Source organism: Stenotrophomonas sp. YJH_SMC_135, from assembly GCF_059372355.1.
This window is the reverse complement of sequence record NZ_JCAFVN010000002.1, coordinates 316,955-340,789: the sequence shown is the minus strand read 5'-3', so window position 1 is coordinate 340,789 and position 23,835 is coordinate 316,955. Positions and strand designations below refer to the sequence as shown.

Here is a 23,835-nt window from a genome sequence, read left to right as displayed (position 1 = left end):
GGATGCATTGCGGGCGCTCCAGCCTGCAGGCATCGCAAAATGCGGAATGCGGATTCCCTGCCTGCTTCATTCGTAAGCACGGCGTGAAATCCGCCGGCTATCGCTGCAATGCAGGCGCCCGGAATGTCCCTGCAGATCGATGATTGCCACCGTACCTTGCCGCTACATTGCGCAGGCGATTCTCATTCCACAATTGACTTGACTCATTCCAATCGGCAATGCCATTTTCCATCCGCCACGTATAGACCGGGGTTCTTCAGCAACTGCAACAGGGCTTTGAGATTGCGTGGTGCAATCGCGCAGTGAATCATTTCATTGCGTAACGCGTGGGAGGCACGCATGCCTCCCGATCCCATGTACGACTAAGGAGAGTTGATATGAATCGCGTCCTGAATCTGCAGCGCCTGATGATCGAAAACCAGCAGGAAAACCTGGGCAACAGCTGCAGCAGCTCCGACAGCAACTGCTGCAACGGCTAAGCCTCTCCGGCTTGCCTGAGGTGGTGGTGCGCGCCCACCACCTCGACATCTGCCACAGCGTGATGCACCGCCACGTGGCAGATCTCCATACGACGTAGAGATCGCTTGGCAGGCAGCCGTCCGCTGCCCGCGCTGCGCGTCCTGCATCTGCCAATGCCAGGACAGGCATCCCGGGGGGGGGATGATCAGCCAGCTGCAGCACGTGCTGCAGCCGTGACCATTGCTCGGCCCCGCTGCGACCTCACCACCATGACGGACGCTACGCAGTGCGCCTGCACGCCCGCCGGATCCAGCAATCAGGAAAAGACGCAGCATGCGCATCCTCGTGGCCATGGACGACGCCGAACTTGCACAGGCGCTTCGCAACGTATTGCAGAGCCGCAACATGCTGGTGGACCTCGTGGCAACCTGGTCACTGGCCAAGGCCGCGGTACAGGCCGTGGAGTACCGCGCCCTCATTCTCGACCGCTGGCTGCCCGAAGGCGATTCACTGAAGCTGGTGCAGATCGTGCGCGGCTTGCGTACCTGGCTGCCCATTCTGCTGTTGGGGCGCCACAACCACGCTGCCGACTGCATCGCCTGCCTGGATGCCGGTGCCGATGACTACCTGCCCACGCCGTTCGAGTTCGACGAACTGGCCGCGCGGCTGCGCGCGATTACCCGGCGCCTCGACGCTGATGCCGGCCACATTCTGAGAATCGGCAATTTCACGTTCGATTTTTCCAACCGCATGGCATTGGTAGGCGGTGCGCCCCTGAGCCTGCCGCGCAGCCAGCTGCTGCTGCTGGAAGCGCTTTGCGCCCGCCAGGGCCGGATCGTCCGCCATGAAGTGCTGAGTGCTGCCGTGCACCTGGCCGGCGCCGACGGCGGTACCACCGTGTTGGATCCGCACGTATCACGCCTGCGCCGTGCCCTGCGCTCGGCCAGTGTCAGCATCGAGTCCAAGCGTGGGCTGGGCTACATGCTGAACGACGACGCGGCCTGATCAAAGGCCATCGGCGCGGGCCGCAAATGCAACAGCCGGGGCGGTAAACCGCCCCGGCTGCCAGTCCCGCTGCTTGGGCCGACCGCTGCGGTCAGGCGGCCTTCATTGCGTGCTTTCGCGCACGCATGACGTTGTGGCACTCCTGCACTTCCGGCAGCAGCTGGGTCACTTCCTGGCGCACGGCCGGCGGCAGCTCGTTGTCCTGCAGCACATCCTTGAACGCGCCCAGCAGGCGGTCCTCGGATTCTTCAAGTTCAGCCACGTAGCCATAGTTGGTGTCACCGAAAGCGGCTCGAACCTTGCCGTAGAACTGCTGCATCGAACCGACCACGGTGCCATGTTCGGCCGGCTTGCCACCGCTGGCGGCCACTGAGCCGCTCAACGCCGCCACGATGCGGCCCTTGACGCCGGCGATGCGGGTGAACAGTGCCGACAGCTCGGCATCCTTGACCTTGGTGGCCGCTTCTTCATAGAACGACTTGCCATCGCGGGCGATTTCGATCAGGTCGTTGAGGCGATGTTCGATGGTGGACTGGGTGCTCATGGCGTCGCTCCTGTGTGCTCGAAAGTCAGTGGAGAATGGCAGTGCATCTGCATTGCCTTCGACCCCACTGTGTGCAATCGCGTGTGCCAACCAGGTGAGCACGAATTGATGCACGCATCACCATGCGAAACACCTGCTGACTTCGTCATTTCAAACATCGTCGGCTTTCACGGAATCTGAGCGCGTTGCACGCGTTACCACGGTGCGGTGACGATGATCAGAGTGACCAGCAGCGCGATTGCCAGGATCACCAGCAGCACGTGCCATTGCTTCCAGGTGGGTCTCGGCTTTCCAGGCGTATTCATCGATGGGCTCCTGCGCGGGCGGGGAATGGGGTTGCCAGACTGAAGCGCAACGGCATCGCACAACGTCGACGTGAGGTGCACGTTTCGTGCAGACCTTGCTGAGACATCCGGCCGCATCGGCCTTCCGCACCCCCGTTGCGTGCCTGGCAGCATGTTCAGCAAGTACCACACCCGACACCGCCAGCAGGCTGCCACCCAGCACCCCCATCCGCTGAGTGACTCACCCAGCAGCATCACCGCCAGTGCGGCGGTCACGATCGGCACCAGGTTGAAGAATCCCGAAACGCGCGCCGCGCCCAAGCGCGAAAGACCGGTCATCCAGCTGAGGGGCGCAAGGATCGATGCACACACCGCAGCGAAACCGAAACAGCCCACCGCGGTCAGGTTGTTCACTCCGGCAGCTGCACCGGCAGCAGGATCAGCGACGCCGCCGTGGCCTGCAGGAACAGTGACTCCAGCACCATCAGCGGAATCTTCCGGCACCGCATCAGCACGATGCAGGCGGCAAATGCACGGCCGAATCCGTGGCCGAGATCGCGCAGCAGCATCACATGAGCGTGCGCACGCTGGAGCGCATGGCGCGCAGTGAACCGGGCATGTCACTGGGCGACTGGCGTGGGCGTGTGAAGTTCGTGCGCGCCACCGAGGCGCTGTGCACACGCAAGCCGATCAGCCGCATCGCCGGGGAGCTTGGCTATTCAGGCGTCAGCGCGTTTGCCGAAATGTTCAAGCGGCACGCGCAGTGCACGCCCGATCAGTATCGGCAGCAGCATCGGGCCGCGTGAAGGCCCGCATCGAGGGCTGTCGATTTCCCGCCCCGTCGCTCGTCGGAACAGGAAAGGCAGGCCCATCGGCCTGCAGGAGCGCTCCAATGCCGCCGATCCTCACCGCCTTCGCCAACTCCCCCGACCGCGGCCAGGGCCTGGCCCGTGACATGCGCGTGCGCTGGGCGCTGGAGGAACTGGCCGTGGCCTATGACGTACAACTGCTCGGCTTCGCCGAGCTGAAGCAGCCCGCGCACCTGGCACGGAATCCGTTCGGGCAGATTCCCACGTGGCAGGAGGGCGACCGGACCCTGTTCGAATCCGGCGCCATCGCCCTGCACCTGGCCGAACAGCACCCCGGCCTGCTGCCGCGCGATCCGGACGCCCGCATGCGCGCGATCATCTGGGTGTTCGCTGCGCTGAACACGGTGGAGCCGCCGATCATCGAGCGCTCAATGGCCTGGGTACTGGAACGCGAGCAGCCCTGGTACGCGCAACGGCTGCCAATGCTCGACGAGCGGGTCCGGACGCGGCTGGTCCAACTATCGACGTGGTTGGCCAGGACAACGTGGCTGGACGGCGAATTCAGCGTGGGCGACCTGATGATGGTCTCGGTGCTGCTGCGCCTGAAGAGCAGCGGCCTGCTCGACGAGTACCCACAGGTCGCCGCCTATGTGACCCGGGCCACGCAGCGGCCCGCCTACCAGCGTGCGTTCGCTGCGCAGCTGGCGGTTTTCCAGGACGCCTAGCGCTGCGCCTCCTCCCAGGTAACAAGGGGCCAGCAGTCACGCAGGCCCCATGCGTTACTTCAATCGACGCGATCTCCAGTTCAGGTAACCCCGCCAGCCAAAGGGAGCACTAAAAAGCGCAACCGCGCCGCACGCCAGCAGACCGTTGAACATCCAAGGGGTCAGCTCCGGGGAACCTGCCGACATGGATGGAAACACGAACCCGCATAGCAGTGCTCCCACAAAGGAAGTACCGAATATGACCGTGGAACCCAGGCCTGGTGAAACTCGCATCGATCTATTCCTCATCAGTTCCGGTTGCAGGTCACCTTGACCTCGGTCAGCCTGATCGTGCTGGTGCAGGTGACAGACTGATTGCCTGCCCCCGTCACCGGGACACCGATGTTGTTGAGCGCATTGACGAAGCTTCCCATATCGGTGGCATTGCCATTCGGGAATTCGAAGCGATGCGTAACGCCGCCTCGCCCCTCGCTCAACTGTGTAACGCTAAGCGGAATGGAGTTACCGAACCTGTCCTTGTAAAGGAGGGCGTTGGGCTCCCAGCGACGGTTGATCATGCTGTAGTTGTAGGAAGCGGTAGACCCGTCAGCATAGCGGATCTTCTGCGGCGCCCAGACATCGATGCCAAGCGAGTACGCGCCAGAAGCCAGGTAGATGTAAGTCTCGAAACGCTGCCCCAGATGCTGGCTGACCGCATCCCTTCTCTGCGGATTCTGGATGTCATCGTACACATTGGTCGGGTAGCCGGGCTCAGACAGGCTGATCACCGATTGAGCGACTATGCGCTTGAACTGAAGATAGTTGATCGCCGGTTGCTCGACCGGGAGCTCGTCGATGATGACGAAGGGTTCGCAATCCATCGCGCCGGGTTCCATTTTGTCGCAACGGATGCCGCCTTCGCGATCACGCATGACGCTGAACTTTCGTGCCATGTTGCCCGATGGATTCAGTATGTAGAGGATCCTGTGCGACGGCATACTTCATGAGCATCGCGCGCCACACGCGATGTCACTACCGCTTTGAAGGATTGAGAGCGCTTGCCATACCCGGCACTTCTCCCGCAGCGACGACACTGTCAGTGCAACCTGCGCCGGCAGGCGGCCTGCACCAGCATCAGCTGCGCCACCAGGACCAGCATCGCGCAGCCCGACAGCAGCCACGGATCGATGTACCACTGTTCGTTGAAACTGAAGTCGCCGGCGGAAATGCGCTTCCAACCGTTGAAGTGCTGCATCGCCGCCACCACGAACGCGAAGGCGCCCGCGCTGTACGACAGCCAGGGCACCACGATGCCGCCCGGGCGCGCGAACAGCGTCAGCAGGCCCAGCACGCCGATGACCGTGCGCTGCACGCGGCAATATGGGCAGACATAGGCCATCCCGCTCCATTCCACCGCCCAGGCCAGCAGGCTGACCAGCACGGCCGCGGCCGCGGCGATATACAGCATCGTGGGCGTGATCGTCCTGCCTGCATCGTGTGCCATCCCGCGCTCCTTCGTTCAAAGACCCCGGCAGGGTAGCAGCGTGGCAGGTTCAATCCTTCTTGAAGACCGTGCGCTTGCCGATCGGGCTGCCCTTGCGCGCCGTCGGTCGCGCCAACCCGGGAATCAGGAAGTCGGTGACCTTGTGGCCCTTCTGGATCCTGGAAGCGAGCCAACGCGGCATGCGCCCGCGACCGGACCAGGTCAGCCGCTTGTATTCCGGGTCTCGGTATTTGGCGGCCACTTTGCCGGTTCTGCGCCGTGCCGGTTTCCGGCTGGGTGCGGCCGCTTCGATGGCTTCATCGCCAAAGAGTTCTTCGAGGGTATATCCCGCTTCCGCCGCGGCGGCTTTCAGCATACGCCGCACCGCGCTGGCAGGACGGCGGTTGGAAATCAGCTGCTTCCGCTGTTCAGCGGCAACCACCAAGGCGCCCAGCTCCCGCAGGCTGAGCGATTCAATATCGATCGTCATGCTGGAAAGGTCTACTGCCGCGCGGCGCCTGTCAAGGCGGCTTGCCCCCGCGTAGACACGGGCTTCACTGCGGGTGGGCTCCGATCGCCTTCGTCGGCCATCCCCGAGGACATCCCTGTGAGCACCTCATCGCATTCGCTTGCCTACCTGCTTGCGCGCATCCTGCTGATGGCGCTGTTCCTGGTCTCCGGGCTGGGCAAGCTCGGCGATCTCAGCGGCACCCAGGCCTATATGGAAGCCATGGGCGTGCCCGGCATCCTGCTGTGGCCAACGGTCGCCTTCGAGATCGGCAGTGGCCTGTGCATCCTGCTTGGCTTCCAGACCCGGCTGGTGTCGATCGTGCTGGTGGGCTTCAGCCTGGTCACCGCTTTCATCTTCCACCACAACTTCGCCGACCAGACCCAGCAGATCATGTTCCTGAAGAACCTGGGGCTGGCCGGTGGGTTCCTGCTGCTGGCCTGCACCGGGGCCGGGCGCTACAGCATCGACGGGCGCGGTCGGCGCGGGTAAGCCTCGATTCGAGGTGTGCACGCGCTGGCGGCGAAGTTCGGCCTCTGGCGCCAGCGTGTGGATCACCTTGCCCTGTGCATCCAGGAACTCGATGGCACCGTAACCCTCGGCCGTGAGGGTCCGGCCACGTTGAAGGCGCGCTTGTACTGCAGGCCATCGATGATCGGCGCCGGCGTCTTGACCTGGGTGATTCGCCAGCGTCGGACGCGAATGCCGGAACGCATTGCGATGCAGCCAGAACGAAGAACGTACAAGCACTGCGCATCATGCGATCTCCTGTCGGGATCGGAATCAGCATCCGCACGCCAAGCATGCCTGTGGTCGACGACCCCGCGCGGCACACCGGCATGCTGGCGATGGGTCGATACCATCCCGTCAACCACGCCCCCCGACGTCGGCCTTCCCCCTGTGCACGCCGCCGGATACGGAAATGATCCCGGCATGCGGACGGGGACATGCCGACAATGCCCTGGAACACCTTGCGGAAGGCGCTCACGTCGTCGTATCCAACTCTCACTCGCGCGGCGTTGGATTACCTGTCCCGCTGCGGGACCGCATCGTCACTCGAATTCTTAACTCTTCAGAATTCGACCAAGCCACCTTTGTCCCAGATGGCCCACAAGACAGCATGATGGCGCCCTACGGATTCAGGAATTTCGTTCATCTTCATGCGTGACATCGGACAGTTCTACGTAATCAGCGTCGAGGGAGTGACGCGGGCAGACGGCACCCTGCTGCAGGTCACCCGAATCGATTGCTCCTGCATCAAGTGTTCCTGGCAGTTCAGGGCCATTCCCAACCATGGCCTTGTCGATCTCGACGGTGCGGCTGCCCTCAGTTGCCCAACCTGCGGCAATCACCAGTCAGTCAGCCGCGCACGGCTTGAAGAGCTCAATCGACGCAGCGACGAATAGCCTGCACTTCAACCATCCATCAACACAGCACCGACACGACCGATACCCGGTGGGCCCTATCGTTCGCCAACAAGCACCCCCCGGCATTCCCATGAGTCATACCGGCATTTTTCAGATCACCGATCTCACCTACAAGGCTGGGGAGCAGGGCGACCTGGCCCGCGCACTGCAGATCGTCGCCACCTGCACCGCCTGCGGATCGACGAGCGTGTGGGACGAGCATGAGATGGAACACGTTGCCGGTGGAACCGTGCTCTCATGCCGTGGCTGTGGTGTCCGCCAGGCCATCAGCAACGCGCGCCTTTCTGGCTGCCCATCCGACATCCGCCATCCGCGCCGCTGAGCGGCGCGCAGTTCGTACTGCGTAGCCGCCGGCAGGGGGCAGTCGTTCACTCGGCTTTTACAACGCTGCGACGTTTCAGGCGACAACGCGCACTGATGCATCTGCCTGCATCCAAGGGCCGCGCCAGCGCGTATGTAGGATGCCCGCGCCTTGCGGGCATCCCATAGAGGAACGCGCCGTGAAAGCCCTTCAGCGGATAGCCGCCACAGTCAGCTTCGCCGTACTCGTCTCAGCCACTTCAATGAGCTTCGCCGCCAGTACCGTGATGGTCGGCGGGGCGGAAATGTATCCCACCAGGACCATCGTCCAGAACGCCATCAACTCCAAGGACCACACGACCCTGGTCGCTGCGGTCAAGGCAGCGGGCCTGGTCGATACCCTCAATGGCGCCGGCCCCTTCACCGTCTTCGCGCCCACCAATGCAGCCTTCACCAAGCTGCCCGCAGGTACGGTCGATACGCTGGTGAAACCTGAAAACAAGGCACAACTGACCAAGATCCTGACCTACCACGTGGTGCCAGGCAATTACAGTTCAGCGCAGCTGATGGCCGATGCCAGGAAGCACGGCGGCAAGGCCACGCTGAAGACCGTTGAAGGTGAATCCCTCACCGTCGCACTGCATGACGGCAAGCTGTGGGTCATCGATGCCAAGGGCGGCAAGGCGGGGATCAGCATTGCCGACGTCGGCCAGTCCAATGGCGTGATCCACGTGATCGACACCGTGTTGATGCCGAAGTAGTTGCATGCAGCAGGACGAGCACATGCGCGGCAGCCGCATCGCGGCTGCCGCTGTCGCCTTCCTTGAACCAGAATCGCGGCTGCAGGGCAGATGACACGCCATCGCATCGCTCCTGAAGCACCCGGCAGCCTTGATATCCCTCATCCACCAGAAGCAGACCCTGGATTCCAGGTGATTACCTGGACGTCGTAGATCTCGCACTCGGTTTGGTCCATGGGCTCCCAATGGTCGCTCGCCAACTCAAAGAAGGCATCCGGCACATCCATGGAAAACGTTGGGCCTTTCTCGCGATTGCGCTGGCGGACGCGATCACGACGAACGTCACGTGGGGCATCCAGGAGATACACGGCCAGATCGTAGCCCGCCTCCCTGACCTGCGCGTAGAAGCTCTCGCGGCTGGCTCTCTCCACCAGACCCAGCTCGAGTACAACGTCGCGACCCGTATCGAGCACTTCGCAGGCTGTGATCCATATCTGCGCCATGCAACGCGCCTTCCTTGCGGCATACCATTCCATCAGGTTGGCGGCGGGACGGTCCGGGCTGTACAGCCGTACGAACCACGCGTCCAGAATGAATCCTGCAGCCGTGTGCAGACTTCGCAGCTCGGCAACAAACGTGGATTTGCCCGCACCGACGGGCCCTTCGACCAGGTGAATCGTTGCCATCGTGGTTGAGCCATCCTTCATTGCATTCAGAGACAGACCGGCCATCAGAGACCAATCGCTGTTTCGGAGGTGATAGCAGAGGTGAGGGGTATGACCATGGACATCCGTGACACTGACGATCAGGCTCACCTGGACCGCTGGCAACCCCGCGCTCCTGCCCCACGTGAATTCTGCCCGCGGCACAAAAATGAGCACCTGGGCGGAACCCAAGTGCCATTCCTGCGGTGGGCCCACCAGCACTCACACTACCCACATTTCGCGGGATTCGTGCATGACGGAGCGTCCATCCCGAGAATCCTACATGTCGCCACTCCCAAGACACGCTGGTAGGGCCGGGCCGCCATCATTCACGATTGCCTGCACTGGTCTCAGTTATGCCCCCGAAAACAGGCCGACAATTTGATGCTGATTGCGATGAAAGAGAGCAATGTCTCCACGATTGATCATGTCGCAATCCACATGGCAGTAAGGAAGGGAGCCCCTGACATGTCATGCCGATTGCAGCACTGGTCAGGACGGGCCGATACATCCCCCCACCTACATCACTCCCCCGAACCTCACTTCGGTTTTCGTAGCGGCTGGATTCAGGCGGCCAAGTCAACTGGTGATGCAGGGGATCCAAGCGCACCCCCACCATTGTGTCGCCTTTCGCCTGCTTGGCGCTGACCTGCGTACACCGCAACGCCGAGGGTGACTATGTGAGATCAAAGCATTGCCACCATCTTCGATGCACCCCGCTCCACGCTCCACGCCGAAGGGGTTGACGCCATGCAAATACTTCCATAAAGAAATTGCATACAAGGATGGTGGCGGAGAAATTCGATGGGGGCATTTCCTGTTTTCGCGTGCGCTGCGATCAAGGACCAGCGGGGCTGGTCTAGGCCCGACGCCAATGGCGACAGATGCCCGGCTGGGGGGGGGCATAGCCACTGGAACCGATTGCGGACATCGCCTCATTTCGAGGCTGAGCGACATCGCGACTGTGCATCAATGGCGCGAGGTATGCCGTGGCAGATAACCTCTTTCGCAGAGAGGCTTCACCTGAAGATCAGCATAGTGGCCTCGGCGAGACCCTGCTTGCCGGACCACCTTCTCGCTGGCTATGGCTTTGCCTGATCCTTCTGCTAACGACTGCTATGGGCCTGTTCCTGGTCCTAGGCCAATACACCCGCCGAGAAACGGTGACGGGTCAACTGGTGCCCGCTAGCGGACTGATCAATATCACCGCTCTTAGCCCGGGAACAGTCGCGCGACTACATGTTGAAGATGGCCAATCCATACAGGCAGACGAAGTCCTGATGGAGATCTCAAGCGATCAGGACACGGTTCGACTTGGTGCAACCCGAGCATCAATTGATGAGCAGCTTGCGGAAAAGGAGGGGCGCTACAGGGCCGATCTCGTTTCCCAGGATTCTGTCGCCCGGCATCAGCGAGAGGCGCTGGTTGCTCGCGAATCGCTCATACGACGACAGCTGGACCAAGTCGGCGAACAGGTTGCATTGCAGGCTGAGGAAGTTGAAGGCTCGCAGGCGCTCTTGGAGCGGATCGAGCCTTTGGGAAAGGGTGGATACATTTCGGCATTTGAGATTCAGCGGCAGCAAGCGGTGGTACGTGCCGCACGCTCCCGGAAGGCAGAACTGCAGCGGCAGGGGCTCGAACTCCAGCAACAGCTTGCTGCCGCCCAGGAGTCCTTGGCGAAACTTCCGCTAGAGGACGCAACTCGCCGAAACGAAATCGTGCGAGAGCTTGCCGACGTAGCTCAATCGCAGGCCCAAAACGATCTACAACGCGGCACACTGTTTAGAGCGAGACAAGGAGGTGTCGTCGCAGCTCTACTTGTTAAGACCGGTCAAATGGTGAGTGCCGGTCAGCCCATGATAACGATACTGCCTGGCGACGCGAAGCTGCAGGCGCAGCTCCTTATTCCTAGTCGTGCAATTGGATTCATCGCTCCAGGCAATCGCGTCATCCTCCGCTATGAGGCATTTCCGTACCAGAAATTTGGTCAGCAGTACGGAAGGGTATCCATCGTCTCCCGAAGCGCACTGACGCCAGCGGAACATTCCGCTTTGACTGGCCGACTACCGCCAGCGGATCAAGGACCACTCTATCGAGTAGATGTAGAGCTGGACCGGCAGTACGTTTCCGCATATGGGATCAAGGAGTCGATCCGGCCTGGGATGGCGCTACAAGCAGATGTGCTTATAGAGCGGAGACGCCTTATCGAATGGTTGTTTGAGCCGCTTTTTGGCATCCAGAGACGTGTGTTCGAGGAAAACTCCAATGGCTGATGGCTCCGCATCGGCAGAGCGGAGGCGCCCCGATCGACATTCGCGAGCGGACGTCCGGGCCGAACTCCGTTTTGGGTGGCGTCGCGATACGCCATTGATTCTGCAGGCAGAGACCGCTGAATGTGGACTGGCCTGTCTAGCCATGGTCGCGGGGCATCACGGTCATCATGTGGATATGCTGGGAATGCGGGCGAAATTCGGATCGTCCCAGAAGGGCGTCACGCTGAGGCAGATGATGCATTTGGCGACGGCACTCGGCATGGAGGGGCGCCCGCTGAAGCTCGATCTTGGCAACCTATCAAGATTGAAGCTGCCCTGTATCCTGCATTGGGGCATGAATCATTTCGTCGTGCTGTGCAAGATTGGCCCTCGATCGGCTGTAATTCACGATCCGGCACGAGGTGTCCGAAAGCTCGATCTTCTGGAGGTGTCAAGCCAGTTCACCGGTGTCGCTTTGGAGCTCATACCAGGCGCCGACTTCCGTCCAGCGCACAGATCCCCATCTATTTCACTTCGGCGACTGGCAGGTACCATCCAGGGACTCGTGCCGGCTTGCCTCCAAGTTCTGGGGCTTGCACTGGCGCTAGAGGCATTCATTCTCATTGGACCATTCTATCTCCAGTGGACGATGGATCAGGTCATCGTATCCGCTGATAGAGATCTTCTTTCGCTGCTGGCGATTGGTTTCGCAATTGTTGCGGTCTTCCAGGTTGTCATCACGGCACTACGCGCCTGGCTACTCAGCTGGATCAGTGCAACAACATCTGCGCAATGGATGAGCAACATGGTTGGGCATCTCCTCCGGCTGCCCTTGGCTTGGTTTGAGAAGCGGCAGGTGGGGGACATCGTCTCGCGACTTGGCTCAGTCCAGATCATCCAAAGTACGCTGACAGTCCAGTTCATCGGCTCACTGTTGGACGGGCTGATGTCACTTGTCGTTCTTTTGATAATGACCTTCTACAGCCCTGGATTGGCGGCGCTGGTAGCGGGCCTATTTCTACTTTACACGATGCTTCGATGGGTGTTCTTTGCTCCGTTGTGGAGGGCAAACGAAGATCAGATTGTTCATGCGGCACGCCAGCAGGGCGAAATCCTAGAGAGCATCCGAGGAATTCTTCCGATCAAGCTGGCCAATCAGCAGAATGTGCGACGCGCACGCTATGCCAATGCTTCGGTTCAGGTAATAAACCGCGGAATCCGAATTCAGCAACTGAATATTTCTTTCGGAATTATCAACGGCCTTATCTTTGGCCTGGGCAGAGTCGCACTGATCTGGATAGCTGCTTCTCTGGTCATGGATGAGAAGTTCTCTGTTGGCATGATGGTTGCATTTGTCGCCTTCGCAGACATGTTTATTCATAGATCTACTTCTTTGGCGGATAAGTGGGTGGATTTCAGGATGCTTAGATTGCACGCGGAACGGTTGTCCGATATCGCCCTCAGCGAACAGGAGAGCCCCGACGGAGTCGACTCGTGCCACGTGCCGGACGATTCGAGTGTCGAATTCAAGAATGTCAGTTTCCGCTACTCCGACGGAGAGCCCTGGGTGTTGAGAAACTGTAGTTTTAAAGTGGAATCGGGTCGTTCAATCGCCATCACTGGAGTGTCAGGGAGCGGCAAGACGACACTCGCCAAGATCATGCTCGGCCTACTGAAGCCTAGCGAAGGAGAGGTGATCTTTGGAGGACAGAAAATTGATGATATGGGTCACGGACGATTCAGAGGCCTGGTCGGTGCAGTCATGCAGGAAGATCAGCTGTTCGCCGGAACGATCGGGGACAACATCAGTTTTGGTGATCAGGACTCAACCGATGAGCGCATCAGGGAGGCGGCGACGCTCGCTGCAGTGAGCGACGATATCGAGGCGATGCCAATGGGCTACAGAACTCTGGTAGGCGACATGGGTTCCAGCCTGTCTGGAGGGCAGAAGCAGCGAGTGATCCTCGCTCGAGCGCTATATCGCCGCCCCCGTCTGCTGGTCCTGGATGAGGCAACCAGCCATCTGGACCTCGAGTGTGAGCGGCGCGTCAATGCGGCCGTGAAGATGTCGAGCATGACCCGGGTGGTGATCGCCCATCGGCTGGAGACAATACAAAGTGCAGACGAACGGTTCGAGATAAAGCACCGGGAGTGCTGAGCAATGCTGAGTCTGAGGATTCAAGGAAGTGGCTGTGGACGGGGTGATATGCGCGTAACTGTCGGCAAAGCTCTCATTCGACTGGTGCCCATAGCTCCAAAGCCATGGGCGCTGTTGGCAACCTTGCTCATGTTGGCTCTGCCCACGGCAAACGCATGGGCAGGGAAGCGTGATTGCCTCGCGTCCGGCCTTGAGGTTGACACAGCCATGTCAAAGGCGACCTTGCGAGTGACCTCGCTGGGTACGCCCAAACTCAACCTGCAGGAGTGGCAAGCGTCGAAGAGCGCCCGCCCGGACGAACACGTCTATACCTTGGATATCAGCAGGAGCCGGCTTCCGGAGGGAAGAAAGTATCCGCTGATCATCAGGTTGGCGCCCTCCACTGTCATGATCAACCTACAGCCTCTGATCAATCCTGACGATCCGCAGTTTGAACGCCTATGTGGCGATATCGATCCAGGAGCCTCACAGCACCCAGCAAGCTCTCCAGTGACGGTGTTCGAAGGCTACGCATTCTTCAGCGATGGGCGGCCAGTACCCGTTCCAACGATGCTGGCCGATCAAGGCGTGCCACAGGTGTTCAGGAGCCAGTATAAGAATTGGCTGGAGAAGGCCCAGAAGTTCTATGGGCGTGCCCTCGGACCTGAGCAGCACAGCGTGAGCTCTGTAATCTTCTTGCTTGAGCAGGGCGCCAATACCCAGCAGGGCTGCCACTTCAGCGGAAGCTCATTGCCCGGACTGCTGCTGATTGGCCTTCGTGCGGGTTGCCTGGACACCTCAAAGGGCTTTCCAAAAGACTTATCTCACTTCATTGCCCATGAAGCATTTCATCAATGGAATCAAGATGTGCAAATGATGGAGTCACTCCCACAGCAAAGCAGAATGATGCTGCTCGAGGGCGGGGCAGAAATGGCAGCAAGCCTGTTTCTTTCGGAGGAGACTGGGAGCAAGGAGCAAGGGATCACGCGCGACGTGGGCGCAGCTGCAGAGTCATGTATCGACCAGGCAGAGTACAGGAAGCGACCATTGAACGACCTGATCAGTGAGGGCAAGTATCAACTCGCCTACTCCTGCGGGATGGTCTACACGTTCCTCAACCTCGTCCGGACAGATTCTGATCCAGCAGCTGCTCTGGGCACGTTCTGGAAAAGTACCCTGCAGGATAACTCCTCGTCTCGTTTCAATGAACGCACCGACTTCAATGAGGCATTCGGTGCGCGATCGTCGGTGCAGAACGCCATGATCGAACTTCTAGCCCAGAATGGCTACGCGCTTCGCGAAGCGATCAGCGGCTTGAGCAAGGACCAGCAGTTCCGCATTGCCGCCGAACTGATGCGAGAGGTTTCACGCAACGACTGCCAAGGGAACTACGGCCTGTTTACCGGTGGCGGGGTGATTGTGCTTGATCCCGAAGTGAAGACCTGCAGCTCTCTGAGGCCTGGGGGAAAACCCGCGGCAATAGATGGGTTTGATTTTAGAGAGCATGTGTTGGACGCTCGATCTGCATGGATTTCTGCTTGCCGGAATGGAGGAGCAGTGCGCATCGACTACTCCGACAGCTCTGCGAAACGGTCGATCGTGTCGTGCCAATCCCCCCCAAGGTCCCTGTACACGCCGTTTCATCTTTCCCGAATCACGCCAAGGGGGCGACCATGATCGACGTACTCAACAGCGACACATCTTCCCCGATTCAGAAGCTACATGAGCTGCAGGTCATCATCAAGATCGCCGAGCGCTGCAACCTCGCTTGCAGCTACTGTTACTACTTCTTCATGGGCGATGATTCCTACAAGGGCCGTGATCCGATCATGAAGCCTGACAAATTCTCAGCCGTCGCTGATTACATCAAGCGTGGCGTCGAGGATCTAGGCATCAGGAATGTAAACATCGTCTTCCACGGCGGGGAGCCCACCCTCATGAGGGCTCGCGATTTCAGGGGACTGGTTTCTGCTCTGCGTGAGACGTTGACCCCCATATGCGGGTTGAGTCTTGGCATACAGACAAATGGATATCACCTTACGGCCGAGTGGGAAGATCTGATTTCAGAGTTCAGTATTTCCGTTGGCATCAGTCTTGATGGTCCGGCTGAGTACAACGATAGATTCCGGGTAACCCATAAGGGGAAGGGATCGCATGAGAAGATCGCGCGCACGGTTGGGCGACTTCACGAGTTGGAGGCCGAGCGAAAGATCAGTGCAATCGGCGTACTAAGTGTGCTTGGACGCGACATCCCGATTGAAGAAACATTTGATCACTTCGTTGAGGAGCTCAAGTTCCGTCATATGGGGTTCCTGTTGCCGGACAGGAGTCATGATGAACCATTCGTCGATGGAGAGACCCCAGACGAGTACGGAGATCTACTGATAGGCCTCTTCAATAAGTGGCTGAGCCACCAGGACATCTCTGTGAGGGAAGTAACGAAGGTAATTCGCTACTTTCAAGAGTATGCGCCTGCACGCGCCGCGGCCACGGACGTATTCGACAAACGAACCCATGTGGTGGTGATCCAGAGCACGGGCGAAGTGAGTTGCGATGACTCGTTGATTCCCGCATTGGAGTGGCGATCCTCGCAGCGTTCGTACTCAATCTTCGGTTCGTCGCTCTATAGCTTCGTCAATGACCCAGGCCTTGTGGTACTTGATCGGGCGCGAGCAAACCTCCCCGATGACTGTTTCAACTGCAGGTGGGTGAGAATATGCGGAGGGGGCGCACTAGAGAATCGCTTTAGCCGCACTCGACAGTTCGATAATCCAAGCGTCTATTGTGCTGGACTGAAGAAGTACTACTCACATGTAGTTGATTTTCTGATCGAGAACGGATATCCGGAGGCAGCGATTCAGGAGCGCCTGAAGGCTGACGAGGTCATGCAGCCCACCTTCGCCATCTAAGCAGTGTGCTGGACCTGAGCGGTGATTGCTTGGCAATCCTGCTCTCTCGCTTCACCGAGGCTCATGCCTGTTGTACCCGTCGATCCCGACCGCGGTCGACGGAAATCAAGGGAAGTGCGGTCAATTGTTGATCTACAATCAGAAGGGAGTTCGCGATGAATGCAAGCGACAAGAAGTCACAGGGTGAAGAATTGGTCGCGCGGCTGCTGACGCCGCAGGAGACCGATGCCGTCGCTGGTGGCGGGTTCGAAACCTATGCGCAGAATACAGGTGGGTATTGCAAATTCGACCAGAAAAGCGGCGGATATGACCAGAAGTGCGAGACGCCTAGCTTTTCCTGAGATATTCAACTTCTAATCTTGCTGCGTGACGGGGTGTCCTATGGCCACCCCGTCTTTACCGGTACTTTCATGCAATATCGATATCTTGGAAGGACGGGCTTGAGCGTGTCTGTACTCAGCCTTGGCACCTGGCTTAGTGTTGGTCAGCGGCTGAGTAATTCGGATGGCGCCAGGTTGCTATCGCAGGCTTACCATAGAGGAATCAATCTGTTTGATACCGCCCAGAATTATGGCTGGGGTGGGGCGCAGACGGAGCTGGGGCGTGCGATAAGAGATGCCGGCTGGCAGCGCGACACCTACTCCATCTGTAGCAAAGCATTCTACGGGGCAAAGCCGGACGACCAGCTCAAGCCGACTCAACGCGGTTTGGGCCGCAAGCACCTGGTGGAGGAGTGTGATGCTGCGCTGACACGGCTGGGCTTGGAGTACCTGGATATCTATCTTTGCCATTCACAAGATGCAAATGTGAGTGTTGGAGAGATCGTATGGACGATGCACTCGTTGATTGTGCAGGGCAAGGTGCTGCATTGGGGGACGTCGAAGTGGCCTGCTGGACTGGTGGCGGAGGCGCATGATTTCGCTCTTTCCAATCATCTGATTGGCCCGTCCGTCGAGCAGCCTGAGTACAACCTGGTCGCTACCAGAGCTGTGGAGGAAGATCTACCAGACCTGATTGATCGATATGGCATGGGGTTGCTCACTTGGTCGCCATTGAAGCAGGGCATACTCGCTGGTCGCTACGACCAGGGCATCCCGCCTGGCTCGAGACTGTCCTTCCGGGACTTCACGACGTTGAGGGATCATGCGGGTGAGGCACAATTCCTGCGATGGGTCGAAGCTGCAAAAGGCATCGAGAGAATTTCCAAGGCTCTGGGAGTATCTCGCGCCCAGCTTTCCATTGCGTGGTGCTTGCAAAACAGGCTCGTCAGTAGTGTCCTGCTCGGTTGTTCGGAGGGCACGCAACTAGCCGAATGTCTGAAATCAGTAGACGTCGCGAGCTCCATCACTCCAGAGTTGTGGCTGGAGTTGCACTCGCTGGGTCAGTGCTGATCTCATGCGCCAGCCGAGGAGTCGGGAGAGATCCGTCCGCCGTTGATACCAGAGCGACATCCAGCGTTGGATTCGCGCACGCAGGAGCGCTCTGCAGTGGACGCCCGAAGATGCAGGGCAACCCGCGGCCAACTGTGACAGCAGCGGAGCGTAAACGGTCACCGAGCGGTCACCGGGTCGCGCCGGCTTGACGAAGAAGGCGCTGCGGATGATTCTAAGTGCCTGATTCGATGGCCCACCAGCAACCACATAGATCTAATAAGTCATTGATCTAGCAAGCCTAATGCGTACCTAAATCTACTTTGGACTCACAAAGCGACTCACTTGTCCCGTGGCTAGTCGGTGCCTGCTCTTGCCATCGCTCCAAACGTGAAGAGACTATTCAGTCACAGCCCATGGAGACTGACGGTGGCAAGAAAGCCCGTTCTGGATGAATTCGAGTACTTGGAGAGCCGAGGGTGGACGTCGGAGCTCGTGGTCGACAAGTCCCATTTCAGCGCCTTAGACCGGCTGGAGGGGAGCTTCACACGGATCGGGGGCCGGGGTAGTTCGGAGCTAATTGAGCTGTCCCAGGAGAACTTGGACTTCGTGGAGGGCCACTTGAGGCAGGCCAAGGCTCATCATGCGGAAGGCAGCTTAGAGGACGCGTGGTTTCATCTGCTTCAGGCGAGCAATACGCTGTCCTATCACCGAGGCATCCGCGAAGGACGGTTTCAAGCAAGCAAGGTCGACCGACCAGCCCGCGCCGGGAAAAGAGGGGGTAAGGCAAAAGCGGCCAACCTCACCGAGAATCTTGATGCGATAGCAGCCAAGTTGAAAGCGCACCATTTAAAGGCCGCTTTCAGGACAATCGAAGGTCTTGAGCTTAAGGCTCAGGAATTTGGCGACGAGCACGGTATGAGCTCAAACCAGGCTGATTGGCTTTCGAGGCTCAAGAAGAGGCCCGCCATGCTGGAATTGGTAGCTAAGCTGCGTTCGGCGCGTTGACCACCGGCCCCGCGAGGGGGCCGGCAGCATCTCGCTTATTCGACGGATTGAACGCCGCCGTACGGACCACCGGAACCAAACGTCCGGGTGCCCTTGGCGGGGCGGAAGCGGAGGTAATAGTCCTGCTTGGTGAGGTAGAACATCGCCTCCTCGACGTTGGCCCAAGCCATATCGTCATTACGCGCGACCATCCCTATGCCACAGCGTTCGTACGCCTCCTTGTTCTTGTTGCAGCTGAAGTACATGCCGTTACCGCCGGTGACAAAGTTCTTCCAGTAGTGTCCCAATGCGTCAGCAATAGTGATGTCCTTGGCCAGTTCCTGGCCATCGAAGAAGATGGCCATGTGGAAATGGCTGCCCTTCTCCAAACCGTACTCAAGGCGCCAGATGTAGCCAGCGAGATCCTTCGAGTACGGCCCGTTGCGGAGGTACGTGACAAATGCGTCACGGTGACGCTGCACCTCACTGATAGGCAGATCCTGAGCACAGAAGCCGAGATCCGTCAGGATCTTCGAGAAGTAGCCCAAGTCCAATCGAATGATCAGCAACTTGGAGTAGCCCTGGCGCAACTGATGCAGCAGCTCGCGTGTGCTGCTGCGGTTCTTGCGCTCAGCGCGACGCATGTTCGCTAACGCGGTGCCCAGTGCGGCGCCCTTAGTGAATGCCCGCATCTTCGCCACAGCAGCATTGAGAGGAGCAACGTCCTCTGCGATGAGCCTCCCACTGCACTTGAAGCGTACGGGCGCGCTGAAGCGCTTGAAGATGGTGAAGAGCGGGCTGTGGCGATGGGCAGGGAAGTGGCGCGCGATCTTGGCCAGGTCAGCCTTGAGGCAGGTTCGGAACTGCTGAGCCAGATCATCCTGCAAGACGAGACCCGTGGAGCTCACCTTAAACAGGTCTCCTTTGCTGCGCATCAGCCTTCCCATCATGTCCACGATCTTTTTCACGGCATAGATCGCGCTCTGCTCACTGGTGATGACGGGCCGACCGTATTCATCCCAGAGGTACGTTCGCCGCGTGATTGACACGCTGTTTCCTGCGATACCCATGTAACTTCTTCCAATTCTTTTGTTGATAACAACGTTCATTCCTGCCGGCTTTTCATCGCCGTTTACAGGGAACGTCACGTGAATCCGGCCTCATTAGGAACCAAGCCGGTTTGCTGATTGGGAAAGTTAGAGCTTCCTAGCGGCCCACCTCCCTAGCCTGCATGAGGCTGCGCACGTAGTCGTCCACCTCGTGCTCGATGAAGCCCACCAAGCCGCCCTGACGAACACGCTTGGGGAAGGACGGCTTGAACGACGGCGAGTTCTCGTTGCAGAAAGCGTAGAAGGTGGAGCGGCCGATCCCGAGGCGCCTCTGCGCCTCTTCACGGCTGATCACACAGAGCGACTTGTTGCTAGCGAGCGGCATTTCCTGATCCTCATCTGGTTGCGACGAGGGGAGCTTAGGCAGCCCAGATCGAGCTGGGGAGCGCGCTAGCGGCGGTAAACTTTTACTCCACCACTTCGCAAGTCATTGATTTCAATGGAGCAGGTAGTGCCAAGCATCGATATGGAGCCAGAAGGAACTAGATTTCTTTGACCCGGAACCAAATTTGAACAGGGAAGGGGTGCTTCATGAAGCACCCCTGGCGCGTTACCTGAGCTCGCTGGTCAAGAAGCCAGCCATGAAGACGACCGCGAAGGCGGCCAGGTATTCGAGAGGGGAATTGGATCGTTCGATGAACACGATAGGCTCCTAGTCAGTAGGGAGCCGGCATTGCGCCGGCATAGAGGAGAGGCTGATGCCCCTCCCTATCGTGTTATGGGTTTGAAATTCTTTTGCTTGGCCGGTCAGCCAGGAAGTGTCCCGAGCTTGTTGGACCGCCACGGAACGGCTTTGACGGTCGGCGTCGGATCGACAATGCCCACTGCGGCCCGCAGCACCACCGGCCACCCGTACCCATCGATGTAGTGCCGGATGCCGTTCTGGCGAAGGAACTGGAGCTGTCGTGCCTTCAAACGCGTGCGCGTCAGCGCTTTGATCTCATCCTTGGTCAGGCAGAGCTTTTCAGACATTTCAAACCTCCTTGTTGGATCGCCATACTGGCCTGGGCGCGTCGAGCCTTTCTGGCGCTCCCACCGCCTTACGCAGCACGATCACTTCGTTGTACTCGTTGACGTAATGAGGGATCCGGTTCTGCGTAAAGAAGGCCAACTGCCGTACCCTGATCGGGGTTCTAGTGATCTCTTCGACCTCAGCGCGCGACAGCACTTCGCCATTCATCGGACGTCTCAGAGTAGCCAGTGCCGATCATGCCCCAGGGCGCTACTCTCGGCTACAGACCGAGGAGACGCCATGGACGAGTTGCCAGCCGAATTGCCGCTTGAGCAGGAGATCGCCCTGCTGAGGCAGCAGCTGACCACCCTGCGGATCGACCTTTCTGGCAAAGACTGGCTGACTGTGGACGAGGCTGCGCACTACTGCGGAGTGTCAGTCAGTCAGTTCAATGCAAAGGCCGGAGAGTACGACCTCTCGCCTAGACAATTCATGGGGAAGAAGCTCTACGAGAAGAACGAGCTGTACAGAGCAATCCACAGCTCCAGCGGCTGGAAATCCAAGGTGGCGGCCGGCGCGTCGCCGTCCCTGGTCCCTGCGTCTCCCCAGATGGAGGAAGCATTGGCGCGGCTGCGCCGCTACGACCAACGCAACAGGAAACGCTAATGACCCTGCCTGGAAAGCTGATGACGCTGGCCGAGGCAGCAGAACGAAGCGCCTGCGCGCCCAAGACGGTTCGCAGAGCCATTGACGCAGGGCAACTCGTGGCTGTTCGGCTAGGAGCTAGTGCCAGGTCGGATCGCATTCACCCGGCCGATCTTGAGGATTGGTGGGAGCGCTCGCGGCGGGCATCGACAGTAGGGCAAGCAGCACCAAGAGCATCCCAATCAGTCCCCCGCCCTGGCTCGGCCGATGAAAGGCTCGCGGCCCTCTTGGCACCGACGAACCGGAGAACTAAGGGTCGCCGGCGAACCGACGCGCGGCAGGCTTAGCGGCGGCGGCCGATGCACTGCTCCGCTTGCCTTTCCGGCCCTTCGGAATGGCCCTGTTCTCGTCCCTCCATTTGAGAACCTCTCCTGCAACCCAAGTCGCTGGCCGCATTGATACGCGTAAAGGGAAATCCGGCCTGCAGGCGACGGTCTCTAGGACCGTGCGTGGCGCCAAGCCTAAAAGGATCCCGACGTCATGTGCACCGATTGCCCTCAGTTCCCACGGTACGGTGCAATCTTCACTAGACATGGCGCTTCCTCCATTCGATCTGCTAAGGCCCGCGACAGTAACTCTGTGCCCTGCTTGCGCTGACTTGGTAACGAATGGAAGACTGCATAGCGTCATCAGCCTCGACTGCGCAGGTCTGTCTGGGGTCCATCCGCGAAGCGCACTTGGCCAAAGTCTCTGCCGACCTGGCCATCTCGTCAGCGGCTAGCAAAAACTCGTTGCAGAGACTTCCAGCCGCCGACGCCAGATAGTTAGCGCGGGCACTACCGTAGCGTTCCACATCGTCCACACTCTCCGGGCTCGCGGTGGCCGGCGCGTTGAACTTGGGCCAGCCGCCGCTGGAGTCTGCAAAGCGATATGGAGTCGGCTCCGTTGGAGCCGAAGGGCTCCTATAGACCGGTTGGGCATAGGTCGACGCCTGGGCACTGGGCACGTATCCGGATCCGGATCCTCCCCTCGGCGGAGGTAGCGCGTACGGATCCTTCTTGCCAGCTTGGCCCGTATAGGGGTTGTAGTTCCCCCGGGTTGAGTAGTTGTCCAGCGTCGACCGATTCGGAGCGCTTCTGTAGTGCGGGGCGACATAGGTCCCGTCCTTCTTGACGTAACCGCTGACCCGAACACCACGCGCATCAGCCCCGCTTGTCCACGCCAAAGCCAGCCCCAGACAGAGCATCAGAAATCCTTTCACAGCGCCCACTCCCCTGCCTCTGGGGTCATCCCCAAGAGGGCGTCCTGCAGCCGGCATGGCTGCCTGAGCGGATGCTACCCCTCATTGGATGCGGAGCCAATTCGTAGCTATAGCTCCGAACCCAAGGCGATCCCGAAGCCAGGTGGCGGGACTGCATCCAGCCTTAAGAACTCCTCAAGACCCTCAGGACAAGATCGTCGCCATTCGCCAGCCATTCGTGTTCGTCGATGTACCAGGCGCCGCCGACCTTGCGACCGGGCAGCTTGCCCTCGCGCAGCAGCCGCTGCAGCACCTGCATGGACGGGCGGCTGCCTTCTTCGAAGTAGCGGTCCAGCCAGCGCTGGAGCGTCATCAATCTCATCGTGGCCCTGCAGCAACCCAGCCTTTGCGACGAATAGAGTAGCCCCCGCGACGACCAAGGGAATGGTCATACCCTTGAGAAATCGGCATTGCTGGGTCGGATTCTCCCCTTCCATGGCCCCTTTGCCCTGGGCTTGATCTCCGCCGGCGTCCGGATCGGCTCCAGTGCGGCCATCACTCGGGCCGATGCTGCCGCCGCTGCCGCGTCTAGGCGTTCGGCCTGCTGTTGTTGCTCGCGGGTAGGCGGCAGGCCAGGCAGCGGTGGCGCCGGCTGGATGGGTGTGTTGTCGGTCAGGCGGACGACCGCGTCTCGCAGAGGCAGGTCCGGATATAGCCTGGCGGCGCACCATCGCTCGGCGAATCGCTTGCCCTGGCGCAAGCTGACCACTCTCACGCTCTTGGTCTGCCACATCTTCAGCGCATTAAGCGTCATGCGCAGGCCGCCCGCGCGATCAGGGGTGAGGCTGGCTACCTCCCGGCCGTTCCACCACAGTGCCCAGCGCTCGCCCATCTGCACCCATCCGGCAGGGATAGGAGCGGTGCGGAAGCCTTGGTAGCCGAGGGAAGGGAGCATGGGCGCAGGATACGGACCGCCGTCGCACAGGCTGCGAAAGGCGCCTATCCCTTTGATGAACACTTCACGCCGAAGTGCGACACTACACCCTCTTGGCTCTTCTCCGGCGGAAAATCCTTCCCGCCCGTGTCCAGCCCCAAATGGCTGGACCCCATGACCACCCCCACCATCTTCCGGATCCTCAGGATCAGTGCTTTGCTACGCGCCAACGGCAGCCTTGAAGGCGTCGAGGCGTTGATCTGCACCTGCCAGGCCTGTGGAGACACGTCCAAGCTTTCTCACGGTTTAGGGCTTGTAGAACTTCCCACGGGC

The 23,835-nt window shown here is 59.7% G+C and carries 29 protein-coding genes and 2 pseudogenes; 18 read left to right on the top strand and 13 right to left on the bottom strand.

Annotated features, from left to right (window positions below):
* Nucleotides 1-377: 377 nt before the first annotated feature.
* Both AC5P98_RS08175 and AC5P98_RS08170 read left to right on the top strand, forming a co-directional pair.
* On the top strand, nt 378-479 hold the full coding sequence (locus AC5P98_RS08175; RefSeq protein WP_014038605.1) for a class III lanthipeptide: 102 nt from the start codon (nt 378-380) through the stop codon (nt 477-479).
* Nucleotides 480-792: 313 nt separating this feature from the next.
* Entirely contained in the window at nt 793-1,464 is a 672-nt protein-coding gene (locus AC5P98_RS08170; protein ID WP_032958333.1) for a response regulator transcription factor, read from the top strand.
* Nucleotides 1,465-1,555: 91 nt separating this feature from the next.
* Here the strand turns inward: AC5P98_RS08170 and AC5P98_RS08165 are convergent, their stop codons facing one another.
* The 3 genes and pseudogenes from AC5P98_RS08165 to AC5P98_RS08155 form a co-directional block, all read right to left on the bottom strand.
* Entirely contained in the window at nt 1,556-2,008 is a 453-nt protein-coding gene (locus AC5P98_RS08165) for a PA2169 family four-helix-bundle protein (RefSeq protein WP_014648535.1), read from the bottom strand.
* A 569-nt stretch (nt 2,009-2,577) separates the two neighbouring features.
* Nucleotides 2,578-2,664: pseudogene (locus tag AC5P98_RS08160) on the bottom strand (hypothetical protein); the annotation flags it as partial.
* A gap of 38 nt (nt 2,665-2,702) precedes the next feature.
* On the bottom strand, nt 2,703-2,861 hold the full coding sequence (locus AC5P98_RS08155; RefSeq protein ID WP_234413085.1) for a hypothetical protein: 159 nt from the start codon (nt 2,859-2,861) through the stop codon (nt 2,703-2,705).
* Here AC5P98_RS08155 and AC5P98_RS08150 point away from each other — a divergent pair.
* Both AC5P98_RS08150 and AC5P98_RS08145 read left to right on the top strand, forming a co-directional pair.
* Nucleotides 2,829-3,098, top strand: a pseudogene (locus AC5P98_RS08150) (helix-turn-helix domain-containing protein); the annotation flags it as partial. The gene AC5P98_RS08155 and the pseudogene AC5P98_RS08150 overlap by 33 nt on opposite strands.
* An 86-nt stretch (nt 3,099-3,184) precedes the next feature.
* Entirely contained in the window at nt 3,185-3,826 is a 642-nt protein-coding gene (locus AC5P98_RS08145; protein WP_049404775.1) for a glutathione S-transferase family protein, read from the top strand.
* A 287-nt stretch (nt 3,827-4,113) separates the two neighbouring features.
* Here the strand turns inward: AC5P98_RS08145 and AC5P98_RS08140 are convergent, their stop codons facing one another.
* The 3 genes from AC5P98_RS08140 to AC5P98_RS08130 all read right to left on the bottom strand — a co-directional run bounded on the left by AC5P98_RS08140 (nt 4,114) and on the right by AC5P98_RS08130 (nt 5,778).
* Nucleotides 4,114-4,737, bottom strand: a complete 624-nt coding sequence (locus AC5P98_RS08140) for a hypothetical protein (protein WP_227864596.1) — start codon at nt 4,735-4,737, stop codon at nt 4,114-4,116.
* Nucleotides 4,738-4,901: 164 nt separating this feature from the next.
* The gene (locus tag AC5P98_RS08135) at nt 4,902-5,309 is read right to left on the bottom strand and encodes a hypothetical protein (protein WP_049404777.1); all 408 of its coding nucleotides are present in this window, start codon (nt 5,307-5,309) and stop codon (nt 4,902-4,904) included.
* Between the two features lie 49 nt (nt 5,310-5,358).
* Entirely contained in the window at nt 5,359-5,778 is a 420-nt protein-coding gene (locus AC5P98_RS08130; RefSeq protein ID WP_032958325.1) for an H-NS histone family protein, read from the bottom strand.
* A gap of 117 nt (nt 5,779-5,895) precedes the next feature.
* Between AC5P98_RS08130 and AC5P98_RS08125 the strand changes: the two genes are divergently transcribed.
* The 4 genes from AC5P98_RS08125 (at nt 5,896) to AC5P98_RS08110 (ending at nt 8,284) form a co-directional block, all read left to right on the top strand.
* Entirely contained in the window at nt 5,896-6,288 is a 393-nt protein-coding gene (locus AC5P98_RS08125; RefSeq protein ID WP_032958324.1) for a DoxX family protein, read from the top strand.
* A 668-nt stretch (nt 6,289-6,956) separates the two neighbouring features.
* Nucleotides 6,957-7,202 (top strand): hypothetical protein, encoded by a 246-nt coding sequence (locus AC5P98_RS08120; protein WP_014648541.1) that lies wholly within the window; start codon nt 6,957-6,959, stop codon nt 7,200-7,202.
* Between the two features lie 91 nt (nt 7,203-7,293).
* The gene (locus AC5P98_RS08115; RefSeq protein WP_049404779.1) at nt 7,294-7,545 is read left to right on the top strand and encodes a hypothetical protein; all 252 of its coding nucleotides are present in this window, start codon (nt 7,294-7,296) and stop codon (nt 7,543-7,545) included.
* 178 nt (nt 7,546-7,723) lie between these two features.
* Nucleotides 7,724-8,284, top strand: a complete 561-nt coding sequence (locus AC5P98_RS08110) for a fasciclin domain-containing protein (RefSeq protein ID WP_049404781.1) — start codon at nt 7,724-7,726, stop codon at nt 8,282-8,284.
* Between the two features lie 140 nt (nt 8,285-8,424).
* Here the strand turns inward: AC5P98_RS08110 and AC5P98_RS08105 are convergent, their stop codons facing one another.
* Entirely contained in the window at nt 8,425-9,159 is a 735-nt protein-coding gene (locus tag AC5P98_RS08105) for a P-loop nucleotide/nucleoside kinase family protein (RefSeq protein WP_230374577.1), read from the bottom strand.
* Nucleotides 9,160-9,291: 132 nt separating this feature from the next.
* On the opposite strand from AC5P98_RS08105, the gene AC5P98_RS08100 reads away from it, so the two are divergent.
* The 8 genes from AC5P98_RS08100 (at nt 9,292) to AC5P98_RS08065 (ending at nt 18,643) form a co-directional block, all read left to right on the top strand.
* Nucleotides 9,292-9,615 carry a hypothetical protein gene (locus tag AC5P98_RS08100; protein WP_080354480.1) on the top strand — a complete coding sequence of 108 codons (324 nt, stop codon included), beginning with the start codon at nt 9,292-9,294 and terminating at the stop codon, nt 9,613-9,615.
* A gap of 341 nt (nt 9,616-9,956) precedes the next feature.
* Complete coding sequence (locus tag AC5P98_RS08095) at nt 9,957-11,240, top strand: beta-barrel domain-containing protein (protein ID WP_080354603.1); 1,284 nt, start codon at nt 9,957-9,959, stop codon at nt 11,238-11,240.
* A complete protein-coding gene (locus tag AC5P98_RS08090; RefSeq protein ID WP_262085603.1) occupies nt 11,233-13,377 on the top strand; it encodes a peptidase domain-containing ABC transporter in 2,145 nt (714 codons plus the stop codon). The genes AC5P98_RS08095 and AC5P98_RS08090 overlap by 8 nt, the downstream gene beginning before the upstream one ends.
* Nucleotides 13,378-13,584: 207 nt before the next feature.
* A complete protein-coding gene (locus AC5P98_RS08085; RefSeq protein ID WP_049419465.1) occupies nt 13,585-15,033 on the top strand; it encodes a hypothetical protein in 1,449 nt (482 codons plus the stop codon).
* On the top strand, nt 15,030-16,265 hold the full coding sequence (locus AC5P98_RS08080) for a radical SAM protein (protein ID WP_049404786.1): 1,236 nt from the start codon (nt 15,030-15,032) through the stop codon (nt 16,263-16,265). The genes AC5P98_RS08085 and AC5P98_RS08080 overlap by 4 nt, the downstream gene beginning before the upstream one ends.
* A 155-nt stretch (nt 16,266-16,420) precedes the next feature.
* Nucleotides 16,421-16,606: a hypothetical protein gene (locus AC5P98_RS08075; RefSeq protein WP_049404788.1), complete on the top strand. Its 186-nt coding sequence runs from the start codon at nt 16,421-16,423 to the stop codon at nt 16,604-16,606.
* A 105-nt stretch (nt 16,607-16,711) separates the two neighbouring features.
* On the top strand, nt 16,712-17,656 hold the full coding sequence (locus AC5P98_RS08070; RefSeq protein ID WP_158490976.1) for an aldo/keto reductase family protein: 945 nt from the start codon (nt 16,712-16,714) through the stop codon (nt 17,654-17,656).
* Nucleotides 17,657-18,064: 408 nt separating this feature from the next.
* Nucleotides 18,065-18,643 carry a hypothetical protein gene (locus AC5P98_RS08065; RefSeq protein WP_180863537.1) on the top strand — a complete coding sequence of 193 codons (579 nt, stop codon included), beginning with the start codon at nt 18,065-18,067 and terminating at the stop codon, nt 18,641-18,643.
* A gap of 35 nt (nt 18,644-18,678) precedes the next feature.
* On the opposite strand, the gene AC5P98_RS08060 is transcribed toward AC5P98_RS08065, so the two are convergent.
* From AC5P98_RS08060 to AC5P98_RS08045, 4 genes are all read right to left on the bottom strand, one after another.
* Entirely contained in the window at nt 18,679-19,770 is a 1,092-nt protein-coding gene (locus tag AC5P98_RS08060; RefSeq protein WP_180863536.1) for a YagK/YfjJ domain-containing protein, read from the bottom strand.
* Between the two features lie 58 nt (nt 19,771-19,828).
* Nucleotides 19,829-20,056 (bottom strand): helix-turn-helix transcriptional regulator, encoded by a 228-nt coding sequence (locus AC5P98_RS08055; RefSeq protein WP_180863535.1) that lies wholly within the window; start codon nt 20,054-20,056, stop codon nt 19,829-19,831.
* 422 nt (nt 20,057-20,478) lie between these two features.
* The gene (locus AC5P98_RS08050; RefSeq protein ID WP_180863534.1) at nt 20,479-20,703 is read right to left on the bottom strand and encodes a DUF4224 domain-containing protein; all 225 of its coding nucleotides are present in this window, start codon (nt 20,701-20,703) and stop codon (nt 20,479-20,481) included.
* Nucleotide 20,704: 1 nt separating this feature from the next.
* Entirely contained in the window at nt 20,705-20,911 is a 207-nt protein-coding gene (locus AC5P98_RS08045) for a hypothetical protein (RefSeq protein WP_495229967.1), read from the bottom strand.
* Between the two features lie 72 nt (nt 20,912-20,983).
* Between AC5P98_RS08045 and AC5P98_RS08040 the strand changes: the two genes are divergently transcribed.
* Nucleotides 20,984-21,349, top strand: a complete 366-nt coding sequence (locus tag AC5P98_RS08040) for a hypothetical protein (RefSeq protein ID WP_495229966.1) — start codon at nt 20,984-20,986, stop codon at nt 21,347-21,349.
* Nucleotides 21,349-21,675 carry a helix-turn-helix domain-containing protein gene (locus AC5P98_RS08035; protein ID WP_180863531.1) on the top strand — a complete coding sequence of 109 codons (327 nt, stop codon included), beginning with the start codon at nt 21,349-21,351 and terminating at the stop codon, nt 21,673-21,675. The genes AC5P98_RS08040 and AC5P98_RS08035 overlap by 1 nt, the downstream gene beginning before the upstream one ends.
* Before the next feature lie 1,077 nt (nt 21,676-22,752).
* Here AC5P98_RS08035 and AC5P98_RS08030 read toward each other — a convergent pair.
* Both AC5P98_RS08030 and AC5P98_RS08025 read right to left on the bottom strand, forming a co-directional pair.
* Complete coding sequence (locus tag AC5P98_RS08030; protein WP_235642187.1) at nt 22,753-22,941, bottom strand: helix-turn-helix domain-containing protein; 189 nt, start codon at nt 22,939-22,941, stop codon at nt 22,753-22,755.
* A 75-nt stretch (nt 22,942-23,016) separates the two neighbouring features.
* Nucleotides 23,017-23,523 (bottom strand): hypothetical protein, encoded by a 507-nt coding sequence (locus AC5P98_RS08025; protein WP_495229965.1) that lies wholly within the window; start codon nt 23,521-23,523, stop codon nt 23,017-23,019.
* Nucleotides 23,524-23,835: the final 312 nt, after the last annotated feature.

Bases quoted from the DNA above. Each gene is read 5' to 3' on its own strand.
- AC5P98_RS08140 (WP_227864596.1), bottom strand. From the start codon at position 4,737: ATGCGTGATCGCGAAGGCGGCATCCGTTGCGACAAAATGGAACCCGGC.
- AC5P98_RS08025 (WP_495229965.1), bottom strand. From the start codon at position 23,523: ATGCTCCCTTCCCTCGGCTACCAAGGCTTCCGCACCGCTCCTATCCCT.
- AC5P98_RS08050 (WP_180863534.1), bottom strand. From the start codon at position 20,703: ATGTCTGAAAAGCTCTGCCTGACCAAGGATGAGATCAAAGCGCTGACG.
- AC5P98_RS08155 (WP_234413085.1), bottom strand. From the start codon at position 2,861: ATGCTGCTGCGCGATCTCGGCCACGGATTCGGCCGTGCATTTGCCGCC.
- AC5P98_RS08030 (WP_235642187.1), bottom strand. From the start codon at position 22,941: ATGACGCTCCAGCGCTGGCTGGACCGCTACTTCGAAGAAGGCAGCCGC.
- AC5P98_RS08135 (WP_049404777.1), bottom strand. From the start codon at position 5,309: ATGGCACACGATGCAGGCAGGACGATCACGCCCACGATGCTGTATATC.
- AC5P98_RS08120 (WP_014648541.1), top strand. From the start codon at position 6,957: ATGCGTGACATCGGACAGTTCTACGTAATCAGCGTCGAGGGAGTGACG.
- AC5P98_RS08055 (WP_180863535.1), bottom strand. From the start codon at position 20,056: ATGCCGCTCGCTAGCAACAAGTCGCTCTGTGTGATCAGCCGTGAAGAG.
- AC5P98_RS08145 (WP_049404775.1), top strand. From the start codon at position 3,185: ATGCCGCCGATCCTCACCGCCTTCGCCAACTCCCCCGACCGCGGCCAG.
- AC5P98_RS08175 (WP_014038605.1), top strand. From the start codon at position 378: ATGAATCGCGTCCTGAATCTGCAGCGCCTGATGATCGAAAACCAGCAG.
- AC5P98_RS08130 (WP_032958325.1), bottom strand. From the start codon at position 5,778: ATGACGATCGATATTGAATCGCTCAGCCTGCGGGAGCTGGGCGCCTTG.
- AC5P98_RS08035 (WP_180863531.1), top strand. From the start codon at position 21,349: ATGACCCTGCCTGGAAAGCTGATGACGCTGGCCGAGGCAGCAGAACGA.
- AC5P98_RS08040 (WP_495229966.1), top strand. From the start codon at position 20,984: ATGGACGAGTTGCCAGCCGAATTGCCGCTTGAGCAGGAGATCGCCCTG.
- AC5P98_RS08090 (WP_262085603.1), top strand. From the start codon at position 11,233: ATGGCTGATGGCTCCGCATCGGCAGAGCGGAGGCGCCCCGATCGACAT.
- AC5P98_RS08085 (WP_049419465.1), top strand. From the start codon at position 13,585: ATGTCAAAGGCGACCTTGCGAGTGACCTCGCTGGGTACGCCCAAACTC.
- AC5P98_RS08115 (WP_049404779.1), top strand. From the start codon at position 7,294: ATGAGTCATACCGGCATTTTTCAGATCACCGATCTCACCTACAAGGCT.
- AC5P98_RS08080 (WP_049404786.1), top strand. From the start codon at position 15,030: ATGATCGACGTACTCAACAGCGACACATCTTCCCCGATTCAGAAGCTA.
- AC5P98_RS08045 (WP_495229967.1), bottom strand. From the start codon at position 20,911: ATGAATGGCGAAGTGCTGTCGCGCGCTGAGGTCGAAGAGATCACTAGA.
- AC5P98_RS08170 (WP_032958333.1), top strand. From the start codon at position 793: ATGCGCATCCTCGTGGCCATGGACGACGCCGAACTTGCACAGGCGCTT.
- AC5P98_RS08075 (WP_049404788.1), top strand. From the start codon at position 16,421: ATGAATGCAAGCGACAAGAAGTCACAGGGTGAAGAATTGGTCGCGCGG.
- AC5P98_RS08165 (WP_014648535.1), bottom strand. From the start codon at position 2,008: ATGAGCACCCAGTCCACCATCGAACATCGCCTCAACGACCTGATCGAA.